Below are 13,037 nucleotides of genomic sequence, written 5' to 3'. Positions count from 1 at the left end.
AGCCGGGTTGCGCAAAGCTGGCGGCTGGCCCAGGGCCTCTCTCGCATGGCGCCAGACCATGAGCGGCCGGCAAAGCTCAGTCAGGGATGGCAACCCAAAGCGCTGCTTCTGGCCAACTCGCAGACCTCAAGCTGCGCGCTTGGTGTAGACCCCCTCGCCGTTCGACATATGCCCGAGGCATTCATAGTCGCCAAACATGGCATCGAAGCGGGATGCGATCTGTGACAGCCAGCACTGTGCCCGCGGTGACCGGGCCGTGCGCCAATCGGCGTCCCAATAGGCCCCGTCATCGCGTTCGACGATCCAGACGGCAACCAGCCCACCATAGACCGACACACCGAAATCCGCATAGGCATTGCGCATGAGGATCCGGTCCTCCCGTCCGCGCCAGCCATCATGCGGGATCAGCGACGGGAAGGCTTTGGCGGCCCGTTCGCACAGATCGTTACGCAGCCATTCATACTCGAATTCCCAGTCGTCCTCGGCTTCGACCTCGAGAACCGTGAATGCGACGATTGCGCCGCTGGGATAGCTGACCGATCGGCCCATGGCATCCTCCCTCAGGCCGCGAGCGCCGCGTCGTCTGACGCGTCGTCAAACTGGCCAGGGGTGACCCTCCCGCCGAGCTTGAGCAGCAGGCTCGCGGCTTCTTCGGCCTTGGCTGCAGCGGTTAGGATGGCGCGGTCATCGTCCTTCAGCAGCTTGAGCCAGTGCTCGATATAGCTGGCGTGATTGTCGAGATGCGTGACCGGCAGACCCAGCTCGGCGCCGAGCATGGCGCTAGATAGTTCGGCGACCAGTTCTTCGGCGGCATAGGCCGCCGTGCCGAAGCGGTTCTTGAGATCACGTCCCAACCGGCTTGCATGGCCGGTCCAGTGCGACAGCTCGTGGGCGAGCGTGGCATAATAGTGGTCGAAGCCGGAAAACAGGCTCGTCGGCGGCATCGTGACACGATCCGCAGTCGGTTCGTAGTAAGCCTCGCAGCCCTGGTGGCGCAGGTTGACGGGGATGGCGGCGAAGAAGGCGTCGAGCTCGGCCTCGCGTCCTTCAGGCTCGACGAGCTCAAGCGTTGCAGCCGGATGGAAGCGCTCGGGCAGACCGTCGACCTGATCGGCGTTGAAGACTGGATAGGCCTTCAGCACCCTGCGGGCTTCATCGGCTTTTTCGCCGGTATCAGGCGTTTCAACCTCCTTGGTGTAGCTCTTGTAGAAGATCGCGATGGTCGACTTCTCGCCCTTGCGGACCTGGGCTCCGAGCGATTTTGCCTGGTTGTAGGTCATCCAGAATGGCGAGGCGTAGCCGCAGATGTCGGCGACCATCCAGAGCCAGAAGACATTCATGCCGCGGTACGGGATCCCGCAGGCCCGCAAGGGCCGGGAGACCGGGACACCGCGCCACGGCTTGATCCACGGCTTCGTGCCCGCTTCCAGACGGGCGATGATTTCCTGGGTGATACGGGTGGCGGGCGACAGGCCGCCGCCCTGCTCCTTGCGATAGGCCATGATGGTTCTCCTGATTGCGGCATCTGGACAATCGGCGACGGGTTCGCCGGTCAGTGCCACAGGGTCCCGAGCCCCCTCTGCTCTTCTTCCAAAAAGGAAGCGGCCCTCCGGCGTGAGCCGAAGGACCGCTTCTCTTGGGTCACGAGTAGCCTTGCCTGTCAGGAGGAGGTCAGGCGGCCAGCTCGCGGGGGGGCTGATGTTCGTTGTCGAAACCTGGCTCGGCGTCAGTGGCGTCAATCTCCGGCTCGCCAGCCTCTGGCGCAGCGGAAGTGAAGCGCATGACCTCAGGCACCCAGGCCAGAGCCTTCTCGCGTACTTCGACTTCGGTGATGTAGGTGCCGGCGAAGACACGCTCGGCGCTCATCGCGAGATCACCCTTCTTGACCGAGGCAAAGCGCGAGGAAAGCTCGAGACCGCCAACATCGGTCAGCGCGTCGAGGATCACCTGCTTCGGCACCCGGTCAAAGTAGTTGGCCGCAGTCGGTCTCCACCATTGCGCCATGTCGATGCCGATCAGGCTGCCAAGGTAATCCTGGAACGGCAACTGACGCTCGCCCGTCATGTTGAGGCTCGCCTCGAGCGACCGGGCGACGACATAGCCAAGCCATGCGGCGCGGCTGTCATCGGACAGCGCGCGAAACAGGTCGAAGCGGGCAGTCGCATCGGTGCCCGCACGCCAGCTTTCGTCGAGACTGGACCTGAGCTCGGCAAGCGCGCTGCTCGCCGGAGCATCCTTGGCTTCGAAGCCGATGATCGGCCCTGCCGGAACAGGCGCGCGCAGCGTGGTGGCAGCCCGCGTCCGCCAGTCGTGCGTGTCGGCATCCGCCAGACTGAAGACCATAATGTCGAGCGCAAGCCCGGGGTCAGAGGCAACATGCAGTGCCAGGACATCACGGCGCTGCATGGCCAGCTCGTCCACCAGGCGCTTGGACAAGGTGGTCCGGCGCTTGTCCGACCCATCTTCCGTCGGAACGACTTCGATCCCGCTATCGGCTTCGGCAGGTTCAGTCTTTCGCTCGCCGTAGAACACGGGTTGGAGAACCGGCGTGCCATCGCGCGAGAGGACCAGGATCATCCCCGCCTCGGCCTTGAGGTCAGCCGCTATGACTGGCGGGCGGGCGCGGATTTCCTGGCATTCGTGTTCGATCGCTTCGATGGCCGCTTCGGCCGCAGCCACAGCCTCCGCGGCGCTGTCCTCGTCTTCGAGGATCGCCGCATGCTCGTCATAGGAAGCATCGAGTTCGTCGAGCCTCGCCAATTCCGCTTCGGTCAGCGGCGCCGGTTCGGCAGGAAGCCGGACCAGCCCTTCGACCAGATCATGGCTGGCATAGGGATCGAGCGTGGGCTTGACCCAGGCGAGACCCTGTTCGGCTGCGAGCACCTTCGCCTGTTCTTCCATCTTCGCCGCCGCGAGGCTCTCGAGCAAGGCGACATCGACCCAGGATTCGCTGTTATCGTCGTCGAACAGTTCGCGCTCGATTCGGCCGCCGGCGGCAATGTAGGAGTCGCGGCCGACAAGGCGGGCACGGGGATCGCTGCCCCGGACGGTCCCGGATAGGACCATTCGCCGAATGCTGTCGGGATTGGGCGCATAGTAGGCCGATGAAACCTGCTCAAATACGCGGGTCTGGATCTCCTGGTCCGAGGTCGCGCCAAAGGCTTTGGCGATGTCGAGAGTGATCTGGCCTGAGGCAAGAGCCTCGAACACGACCGGCGCAAGCGTCGCGAGACGCAGCCGGCCCTCGACGAAGCGGACGGTCAGGCCGAAGCGGTGCGCAACATCCTCAACAGTCGCACCGCCTGCCACGAGCGCGGCAAAGGCCTGGGCCTCATCGGCTGGGTTCATGGCGAGGCGATGAAAGTTTTCTGCGAGGCTGGTCTCGACCGCGACTTCGGCGCTGTCCTCGAGCACGAGGCACGTGACTTCGTGATCGCGGGCGAGGATCTTGTCGTAAGCGAGCGCCAGCATCGCGCGGCGGCGGCGTTCGCCGGCTTCGACCTCGAACTTACCCTTCGCGGCCGGCCAGACGATCAGGTTCTGCAGCAGCCCATGGGCTGCGATGCTGGCCTTGAGCTCGGCATCGGCAGCGGGGTCACTGTGACGGCGGACATTGCGGGGAGACTGGACGAGCTTGTTCAGCGGGATCGACTTGATCATGGGACACACTCCTGACTGTGAGCCAGGTGCATCGACCATCGACGCCCATTTGGCTCAATCAGGGCAAAGCCCCCTCCCCTCTGATGCGTTCGTAGCAGATCTGCTTATATGCGCTGGCCAATGACGGACGACTATGCTTGCGGACTGTCCGGACAGGCAGCTTCTAGCTGCAGAAATGGAACAACTGACGTTGGGACGCGTCGTCGCTGGCTTTCGGGGGCGACCCTTCCTAGGCATTAAGTCGCCGATATTGCAGCCCCAAGCGCAGACCGTCGGCTATCGAGCGGCAGGCCCCCGAATGTCCACTAATTGACCGACAGTTTTCAGGGCGCAACGCCAGCGAAGCTGACTTTGATCGCGCGACTTGCCATCTTACAGACGCGTGGTGAGGTCTATATCTGCGCTGTCCGGGACGCCGCGACGATCTAGCGATCACGCGCAAACGCACTTGATACCGCACGGGCAACCGATCCCAGAAGCCGTCAGCGTGATTAGGTAGGAAGGTCTTGCGGTTCGGGCTTTGACGGGACGGCGGCAACGAGCTTCGCCCGCTCCTTGGCGTCCCGCGCCCTATTGAGATCTTCCGTCGCCTCGACAGATTGAACATAGACCGCGACATAGTCGGCCGGCAGCCCATGCTCGGCGCAACCAGCCAGAACGAAGTCCTTATACCAAGTATAGGGCGCGAGGCTGTCGTCGATCGCGTTCGGGCTGGCGAGGTACGTCAGAACCTTCTGCCGCCGGCCTTGGTCATTGATGACCGTGACCGTCGCATGCTCATAGCCGTTGCCGACACCCTCGGCCTTGTCGAGTGTCGGGCGTTCGGCGGGGTCAAAGGCAAAAAGGACCCCCATCACGCCCTGGTCATCGTCGGTGGCAAAAGCGTTGCACTTCCCCGACTGGTCCTTGCTCCGCTTATGGAAGCGTAGCGCGTGGCCCGGCAGCTTCGCTATGCCAAGCGGCTTGCAACTCGGCATCCGCTCGCGCAGTCGGGCGGTCAACATGTTGGACCCGTATGCGAAATAGACGACGGGTTCCGGCGGCCCAGACTCCGCTTCCGGCAGCGGCTTGATCGGTGGATCACCCGCCTTCATGATCGTTCGCAGCGGCACCGTCATAATGCTGTGCTCGTGCGTGTATCTGCCCTCTCGCATGATGATCGGACGCGCAGCTTCTGAGTCGAGGATCGGGACAGGCCTGCCGGTCCAGTCGCACCCAGTACAGGTCGGCCGCTCCCAGAGGGTGCCGGGCGCGGCACTATTCTCGCCTTGCTCGGGCTCGAGATGAGGCGATCCACATTTCGGACATTCCTCGGGCACTCCTCGCAGCGCTCGCAGAATCTGCGTCATCGCCATGGTCACGGCCTGCTGCGTCAACGCATGCGCCATATCCGCGTCGAGCCATGTCGCCGATTTGGCGTGTGTCAGCCAGTTTGTGAAGGTCCAGGCGGATTCAAGCGTCTGCTTGATCGCGCCCCGACGCTCCTTGTTCGTCTCGCTCGGAAGGAGGTCGTTAATGATGATGTCGACCCAAGCGCGAAAATTTGCGCGTTGCGGCGGTGCCTCGGTCCAGACCGCTGCATCTTGCGCCGCGCCAATTAGTGCAAGCAGGGTCTCGCGGCACCGTACTCCGACGGTCTGGTAATCCGCGAGATTGTGTGCCTGTGTCATCGCGGCGCCGACGTCTTCCATCTTCTCAAGGACGGGCTCGAACTGGAGAATGCGGAGATCATTCACCTGCTGCTTTTCCGTTCGCGGGATTCGCAGCATCAGGCCGATGTGGAATGTGAGCGCTAGATCCATGTTCGGAAACTGCGCCTGCGAGTAAAGGTTCGTGCCGCCCGTAATGATCCACCAGCGATCTTTGTTGGTGTGAACGTCCCAAACGTCATGGCGGGTGTTCAGGACGGCTTCGGAATAGACCTTCTGCAGGAAAGTGACCTGGAGATCGGGTGCCTGCCACTCGAAATATTCCCGTACTTCCTCGGTTTCGGCTTCTGTCGCTTTCAGCATGGTCGCCCCCTACGATGACTTATGGCGCCACTCCGCACAAAATTGCGCATGCGCAGAAATTGCCAAGGATTACTTGGTTACTAGCATTCGCGAAGGAATGCGAAAATGCTATGTCAGTCGCCAATGGAACGGTCGATCCAAGCCATATGGAATCAAGAGAAAATCCCCGTCGTCTTGAGACGATCGGGAAAGGGCGAGCTTCTTCGGGTCCGGCTGCCGTTCGATCCGGACAACCGGCGGTGGTTGCAGAATGAGCGTCGCAACACACCATGCTGGAAAGCATCAAGGAAGTTCTGGGAGATTCCGAAAGCTTGGTTCGACGATCTCGTAAACCGCGCACTAGAAAGATACGGTTGCATTTACGTCATCCAGCCTTTTCGCGAGCAGGAGATATGCTCGCCGTCCTGCCAGAACGCCAAGGGTCATGAGTGCCAATGTTCTTGTATCGGTGTGCATCACGGTGCTGGCAGTGACGGTAGTTGGTTTGAGGTCTCAGACGCATTCTCGACGCGGTGGGGAGAGCGAGAGCTCGCCTGCCGCCTGATGGTCGCCAAGAAGAAAGGATGATCGATCCGCCCTTTCCATTCTTCGCCGCACTGGACCCGTTAGCCGACTAAGCCCAAGAGCCCGACTCGAAAGACGGCCATGATGGTGTTCGGTTTCAGACGAGCGAGAATGGCGGGAAACGAACGGCAATGGCGCATGGCCGCCGTCAACCGCTCAGCGGCGCCGATTTCGTTAAGCGGGGTGACTGTTTGTATTGTCCAAGTCGCTTCAAATTTCTTTTAATCTGCAAGGCGAGTGCCCCCATGCCTAGGTTACTGATCGTTTCCAGTTCACCCAAGCAATCGTAAGCCTGCCACGGCATCAAAGGGTTTTCGCCATCTCGTGCGAAAGGTGCATCCGTTTCCGTCAACAGCCGATCCAGCGGCATGGCTGCCGCCAACTCGCGGCCCTTCCGGGAGCGGAGCATCGCAGGTCCTATGGAGAACCAGCAACCGAGTTGAACTGCCCGTTCCAACTCTCTCATTGTGCCGCTGAACCAATGAAGGATAGGCACCCCGGCATCGGGCTGGCGCTCAAGTGCATCCAGCACTGCAGTTGCAGCTCCGCGAGAATGGATCGTCATGACCCGCCCGCCGTGCGTCGCACATTCGGCAAGTATGCGATCGAAGACAGATTTCTGTAGATCGAGCGAACCCCGGTGCGGCGGGCTTCCGTCGATCCCGATTTCCCCGACATATGGAGCTTCTGGGAGTAGGCCGCATAGCAGGGGAACTTCCTGATAGCGCTGTGCGACCAGCTCGGGATGCAGACCAAGAGCAACGCGAACCCGCTGGCGATCTCCGACCAGCTTTTTTGTCCCACGCCAAGCCTTCGGCGTCGTCGTGACCGCCAATACATAGGTCCCTCTTGCATCGACTTCGTCAAGGACGGCCAGAGGGTCGGGATACAGATCAATATGGCAGTGGAAGTCGATCAAGTGACACCGAGATGAGCATGGAGCGCGGCCAATTCCGCGATGCCACGCCGGACGACCTCACGATAGGGGGTAACGTCGCCGAGCATACGCGCATTCATCGCACCGCCAATCAGCTCGTCGATGCCATATCGGCGCACTGTTTCAACGGCCATGGCGACAGACCGAACGTCATCGAACCGGGCATGCCGCACGTCATCTTGGCCCAATGGTCCGTATTTGTAGCCGTCGGTGGTTTCGTCGTTCTGCCCCCACGCGAGATAGGCGCCACGCCGCACTTGGCAGGGCACACAGCGACCACAATGCTGGAAGCCTGTTCTAGAATAACGCCCGCAGCTGGTCGAATCGGCGACCAGCTGAGCCAGAAGGGCTTGGTCCGTACAACCCGAGAGCATCTCGCCCTTCGTGCTGTGCTCATAGGGGTTATTCAAGCGGACCCGCAAGCCGGCCGCGTCGAGGGTCTCTTGAATGAGGCGCAGGAAATATGGGTGCGTCGTGCGCGTACTGAGGCTTCCGGTGCGCAGCGGGGTCAGCGGCACGTTCTGGCTGATAAAGCCGTTTTCAGGGATGCGGAGTTCCACCTCATAGCCATCATGATGCCGCCGCAGGCAGGTCGCTGCCAACACTCCGAAGCCGAGGAAGGCGATCGAGCGAGCACGCTGAGATCGTTCTGATGGCCCGGGTGGACGGGCATGATGGTTGAGTTGAAGATGCAGGCTATGGGGCGCGATGGCGTGAGCGAACATCTTTTGGTCCGCAGTGTCGCCTTTGGCCATCTGGCTTACGAAAAGCGGACTGCGCCCTTCACCAACGACGTCGATTGCTCCGATTAGGCTGTCCATGCCGCCTGATAGCAAACAGACCATGTCCTCGTTGCGCAGTCGCGAGGGATCGCTGGTCGTGGGAGCAGCACCGTCTCCGATGAAATCCAGTTCCCAGATGTCTCCAGACAGGAAGCGGAGCGCCTGGGTCAGGCGGGCGCGCTGCGAGTTCCAGAAATCTGGCAAGGAGACGGCAACCGTCAGCCCGATCTCACGTGTCCATCCATCTGGGCTACGCTCGCGTGATACCGCCTCGTCGGCAGCAACCACGGCCATCGCGAACGACGTGAAATCCCAGGCATCGACCGATGGCCGGAGGCCAAACCGACGGACACGGCCGGGAACCAAGTTGCCGACCCGCCCGCGTCCTGCGAGACGCGATCGGGAATAAATGTCGAACCGCAGATCAGTCCCGGCTTGGTCCGGGAGATTCTCGGGAAGGCATGCGACTCTGATCACAGCTCGCCATCCTCCTCAAACACTTCGAATGCCTGTTGAATCGCGTTGCGCGAAATCCGCTCAATAGCTGCGCGACCGACGGTCCCAACGCTGGAGCGCTCCTCTGCGTATTCAGCAGCTACGATCTCGCGCACATAGTCCTTCATTTCCTGGAGCCGCTCCAATCCGTCACCCTTCGTGGGGGCCTTGGCGATGATCGCTTTTCCGACATCCAGCTCGATGCGCAGGGCGACGTCATATCCAAGGGTCGAGGCTGTGACCTGATCGACCTGTTGCGGCGTCAAGCTGGTGATATCGGCATTCTGGTCCAGCATGTCGGATAGCGCTCGCGCCACCGAATCACGTGTTGCCTCGGCGTCTTGCGTTCCGTCGATCGGGCGGATAGCATCCACGAGAGCGTCAGCAAACTCTGATGGTGACAGCCCGACCAGGGCCTGCGGGTCAATCCCCAGTTCCTGAGGAAGAGGTTCTCCATTCGCCAGCGCGGTCAGAGCGCTGTGCAGGACGCTGGCTGTTCTGGCCGAACCACCCATCCGGCGCGCAGCATTGCCGCTGCCTCCCATGCCGCTCCGCGAATAGTGGCCGAGTCCACGGCGCAAGTGCCTGCCGCGGTCGTCGCCCCCGCCTCCGAATTTGCCGAGCGACGTCCTTACCCCGCGCCACCGGCCAGGTGGCGAGGGTTCGGGCTGAGGCTGCGGCTGGGGGTTTGGTGGCGGGAGAACCTGAGGATTTGGCGACTGAGGCGCCTGCGGAGAGGGGGACGTCGGCGTTTGCCCCGGTGTGGGTATTGGCTGCGGAGGTTGGGGCGCGGGCTGCTGTGGCGGACTGTCGACCCACGGGGGTACAATCGGAATGTCGGGGCCAGATCCCGGGCCGCGGCTAGAGGCGGACGTGCCCATCATTTCTCCCCCTTCATTGATTTCGTGACGGCATTCTTTGCCGGAACGGCCAAGTCACCTCGCTTGTGGAAAGCGGTGAGCACCTCTTGCCCCCAGACAAGCGCTGCGAGACGCGGTACGATGGATGCCTTGATCTGACTGGACGGCACCTCACTGAAGAAGGCGACGACTGCACGGGCAGAAGTCGTTGAAGCGGCAGCGAGCGCCTGCAAGGCGTTGAGGATCGGGGGTGTCCCCCAAGATACCTCGTTCCTTGCCCTCACGATGATCTTGTCGGTGATTCGGCCGATTTCCGGATTCGACAATTTCGCGATCTCGTCGCTGACAATCGGACTCGCCGAATTCAGCTTCAGGAGCATGTCGAGCACCTCCATCGCCTCGGACGACAATTCGTCCGCACGGGAAATGATTGGATGGCTTTCTCGACCGACGTAGAGCGCGCCGCGCAGATCCTTATCAGCAAGCGGGGGGTCCAGCGTGAGCCAGTTCATATGGAACGCTTCGTTCCATGGCTTTTCCAGCTCTGGCGCGGTGTCATCGCCGCGAGCGCGCCGCTCCATGTCCCCAAGAAATGCAGCGTAGCCGTCCTCGGATTCGTTCACCGCGCGAAGCAGTTCGGCATAGGCATCCTTGTCGCCGCAGCGTTCGAACAGCAGAAGCTTGACCAGCACTTCCTCGTCCACAGTTACTGACTGGATTCGCGCCATGGAGGTGCGCATTGATAGGGTGTTGAGGAAGCGCTTGATGAGGCGGGGATTGCCACGAATCTTGGGCGATGTCGTCAGAATAGGAGCGATCCGCTCAGCAAGCGCGAGGCGGTTCAGCAAGCCCGATGGGCATTCGGCGTTCGGTGGGCAGTTCTTGATCGCGTCCGATACGAATGCCTTATCGACCCGAGCTCCGGTCCAAGATTGAGCCAGGCGCTTGCAGACGGCCTCGCGGACACTGTCCTTCACCGTACCGTCGAGATCCGGCTCGGCATCTACGAACAGCATCATCAGATATGCCCGCACTTCCTGGGTGCCGAGCGCGGGCACGCGGATGGGCAGCTGGATTAGCTTGTCGAAATAGTTGGTGACGAGATCGTCATCGAGCGTCGCGTTCTCGAAATGCGAGCGCACGGCCTGCCGGATCATGCCCTCGTCAGCGGCAATGACGAAGGCGGTGTGCTTCAGGAAGAGAAACAAACGCATCGATTCGAGCGTCGCGATTGCGGTCTTGGGCAGACAGCGGTCCAGATCGTCAATTAGCACCACGAGGGTTACGCCAAGTTCGGTCAGCGTCGCTTCCAAATCATCACGAAAGGCCTGGATGGCTTTGCGCGGACTATCAGCCTCTTCCGGTTCGGGCGCCGCGTCCGGCTTCTTGTCGCCGACCAGCTTTTTCCCGCCCTCGTAGGTGTCCGTAGCGAGTTTCTCGGCCTTCTTTAGGTCTTCGCCAGTAACTTCACCGTCGAGCAAGCCGGTTACCGTCCCCATCCCCGCCGCGAGGAATGGCGTAAGATGACCGCCTGAGTAGATGTCAATCGCCGTAGAGCCGATGAGACCCAGCAGTCTGAGCTTCTTCACGCGACCGAACAGACTACGGGCGTGCTTCAGCGCCGTTTCCGAAAGCGAGTCCTTCTTCGCAACGGCCTGTTCGACCACGGCAGCGGCGATTGCCTCCATCAGGGCGGCACGGGCGTCATCGTAATTCTGATAGAGCCAGGCGTTGAATTCCACGAAGCGGAACTCGACGTCCGTGTGCTTGCCGAGCGAGGTACGCAACAGCTTCATCATCGACGATTTGCCAACGCCCCAGTCACCTGAAATGCCGACCGATAGCGGCTCGCCCATTGCGCCGACTATCCGTTCGGCAGCGATATCTGCAACATGAGAGAAGTTGACCAAGTCACGGATAGTCTCGTTATCTGACCACATCTAAGCCTCACCCCCGAATATTCGCAGCATGTTCCACGTTGATTGCTGACGTCAAGCCGGAACTTCATCAAAATCTGAGAGGTTTCTGTGGGTTACGCGTGGATATTACTGACCGGCAGCTGTGTTATCTCTCTCCTGAAAGCCAACCGTCGTAACCGTCCCATGCCGGTTGATCGGGGTCGCCAACGCTGCCTGTGAAAGTAGGGCAGCTTTTAGGGGTGCCATTTGCCGCCTCGAACGACGGCTGTGTTGCCGGGCAGGGTCAGAGACTTCTCACGAAACGCAGCAGTTCATCACCCATCAAGAAGCCACAGGGCCAATAGCCATTGCCACCCGAGTGTTCGATGGGCTGGACTATCCGCGCTGAGACCAGATAGGCGGCCGCCGCGTTGAAGCGGCGGGCCCCCCAGCCAAGCGCCTGATCCACCTCCTCGGCATCCGCTTGGTCGGTGTCGAGATTGATGAGCCGGACCGCGAGATCGCGGGCGTCAATCTCGGGATTCCAGTCCATGAATACGCCATCGAATGTCGCGAAAAGGTCGCCCTTCGGCCAGATATGCGATTCTCCGCCGATATAATCTTCCTTTTCCAGAAGTCCGGCGCCGACAAGATCGAGCACCCCGATCCGCACATCAGGCATAGGCAGTCCGGTCGCCTCCTGGATCTCTGCATAATTAGCCTGCGGATCCATCGAATGGCCCAACTCACTGTTCCGCACGAAATATTCGGCGACGACGCGCGCAGACGACGACCAGGTGGAGCCAGCCTCGTGCTGTTGCACATACCGGGGTGTCTGACCGAGCGGAGGCTTTTTACTAACGCCGAAAATCTCAGCAGCCAGCGCTTCGATGCCGTCTTCTCCCGGGCTATATTCGGGAGTGAGCCGGGTCTTGAGAAACCGCGATACAGACGACAATGGCAGGTCATGGCGCAGGCCGATGAACTTTGCCGTCCCTTCGACCGCGCTCATCAGCCCGGCGTCGATTTCTTCATTGACCCACGGCTTGGCAATCGAAGTCCGGGTTAGCAGGACGACGAAATGCGTGCAGTTGCCGAGGCCTTCCTCCATCTTGCGACGCAGGCTGTCGCCATATCCGATTTCCCAATTATCATACCAGACATTGATACCGCGCTGCAGCAGGCCTTCGGCCAGAGGCTTCACGATTGGCTTGTCTTCTGATGCGTGCGCGAGATAGACTAGGCGTTCACGATCTGCCGGTTCATTCATGCCGTGGACTTCTCCCCTGTCGAGCCCCAATCTTTGTTCCAGCGCTCGCGCGAAGGCAGGCGACCCGCTGGTGAAGACGGTCCAGCCCTGTTTCCCGATACGTCGCACGAAGACCGGTGCGTGTTTGCCGGTCGCTGGATCGACGACCGAAGCCGCCTTGCCATGCACCTCTTCGGCATAGCTGTTCATTACCTCGTCGAAAGCATCATCCATCATGCCCTTGAAGAATTCTCCGCTGGATACCTTGCGGCCGCCACGCCGGAACTCGATCGCCATGATGCCCCCGCCAGCAAGTTGAATTCGCAAACCGTCATAATCGCTATGCCATAAGCGCCGATGATATTCGATCTCTTTTTGTTCCCTTTTGAGTGTGCTCACTATGGCTTTTTCCCCGCCACCGCCGACTACGCTCAACGTCGCCAGGCGCGACCGAGCTGATGGAAGGGCCTGATTAGTTTTCAGTCGCTACGAAGCTTGCTGCTTGAAATCGCTGGGAGTTCGAAGGAATGTCGCCGCCTTAGCGTCCGCTTTCCACGATAATTTGGCCGCTAAGCGGGCC

General features: G+C 60.9%; 9 protein-coding genes. All 9 read right to left on the bottom strand.

Annotated elements, in window-relative coordinates; genetic code table 11:
• Window positions 1-126 precede the first annotated feature (126 nt).
• The gene (locus DKM43_RS12250; RefSeq protein ID WP_054587170.1) at window positions 127-549 is read right to left on the bottom strand and encodes a hypothetical protein; all 423 of its coding nucleotides are present in this window, start codon (window positions 547-549) and stop codon (window positions 127-129) included.
• A gap of 11 nt (window positions 550-560) precedes the next feature.
• Window positions 561-1,502, bottom strand: coding sequence for an ArdC family protein (locus tag DKM43_RS12245; RefSeq protein WP_054587169.1), 942 nt, complete (start codon window positions 1,500-1,502; stop codon window positions 561-563).
• 169 nt (window positions 1,503-1,671) lie between these two features.
• The gene (locus DKM43_RS12240; RefSeq protein WP_054587168.1) at window positions 1,672-3,660 is read right to left on the bottom strand and encodes a ParB/RepB/Spo0J family partition protein; all 1,989 of its coding nucleotides are present in this window, start codon (window positions 3,658-3,660) and stop codon (window positions 1,672-1,674) included.
• Between the two features lie 491 nt (window positions 3,661-4,151).
• A complete protein-coding gene (locus tag DKM43_RS16715; RefSeq protein ID WP_054587167.1) occupies window positions 4,152-5,672 on the bottom strand; it encodes a gamma-glutamylcyclotransferase family protein in 1,521 nt (506 codons plus the stop codon).
• A gap of 712 nt (window positions 5,673-6,384) precedes the next feature.
• The gene (gene qatD, locus DKM43_RS12225; RefSeq protein WP_084758182.1) at window positions 6,385-7,155 is read right to left on the bottom strand and encodes a Qat anti-phage system TatD family nuclease QatD; all 771 of its coding nucleotides are present in this window, start codon (window positions 7,153-7,155) and stop codon (window positions 6,385-6,387) included.
• Window positions 7,152-8,432, bottom strand: a complete 1,281-nt coding sequence (gene qatC, locus DKM43_RS12220; protein ID WP_054587166.1) for a Qat anti-phage system QueC-like protein QatC — start codon at window positions 8,430-8,432, stop codon at window positions 7,152-7,154. The genes qatD and qatC overlap by 4 nt, the downstream gene beginning before the upstream one ends.
• Window positions 8,429-8,995 (bottom strand): Qat anti-phage system associated protein QatB, encoded by a 567-nt coding sequence (gene qatB, locus DKM43_RS12215; protein WP_109798779.1) that lies wholly within the window; start codon window positions 8,993-8,995, stop codon window positions 8,429-8,431. The genes qatC and qatB overlap by 4 nt, the downstream gene beginning before the upstream one ends.
• 335 nt (window positions 8,996-9,330) lie before the next feature.
• The gene (locus DKM43_RS12210) at window positions 9,331-11,250 is read right to left on the bottom strand and encodes a KAP family P-loop NTPase fold protein (protein ID WP_084758181.1); all 1,920 of its coding nucleotides are present in this window, start codon (window positions 11,248-11,250) and stop codon (window positions 9,331-9,333) included.
• Window positions 11,251-11,512: 262 nt separating this feature from the next.
• A complete protein-coding gene (locus DKM43_RS12205; protein ID WP_145960519.1) occupies window positions 11,513-12,856 on the bottom strand; it encodes a toll/interleukin-1 receptor domain-containing protein in 1,344 nt (447 codons plus the stop codon).
• Window positions 12,857-13,037 lie beyond the last annotated feature (181 nt).

Source organism: Novosphingobium meiothermophilum, from assembly GCF_003171715.1.
Taxonomy (GTDB): Bacteria; Pseudomonadota; Alphaproteobacteria; order Sphingomonadales; family Sphingomonadaceae; genus Novosphingobium; species Novosphingobium meiothermophilum.
This window is presented reverse-complemented; position numbering and strand designations above follow the sequence as displayed.

What these genes read in the sequence shown, in the direction of transcription:
- DKM43_RS12250 (WP_054587170.1), bottom strand. Translation starts at nt 549, where the DNA reads ATGGGCCGATCGGTCAGCTATCCCAGCGGCGCAATCGTCGCATTCACG.
- DKM43_RS12245 (WP_054587169.1), bottom strand. Translation starts at nt 1,502, where the DNA reads ATGGCCTATCGCAAGGAGCAGGGCGGCGGCCTGTCGCCCGCCACCCGT.
- DKM43_RS12240 (WP_054587168.1), bottom strand. Translation starts at nt 3,660, where the DNA reads ATGATCAAGTCGATCCCGCTGAACAAGCTCGTCCAGTCTCCCCGCAAT.
- DKM43_RS16715 (WP_054587167.1), bottom strand. Translation starts at nt 5,672, where the DNA reads ATGCTGAAAGCGACAGAAGCCGAAACCGAGGAAGTACGGGAATATTTC.
- qatB (WP_109798779.1), bottom strand. Translation starts at nt 8,995, where the DNA reads ATGGGAGGCAGCGGCAATGCTGCGCGCCGGATGGGTGGTTCGGCCAGA.
- DKM43_RS12210 (WP_084758181.1), bottom strand. Translation starts at nt 11,250, where the DNA reads ATGTGGTCAGATAACGAGACTATCCGTGACTTGGTCAACTTCTCTCAT.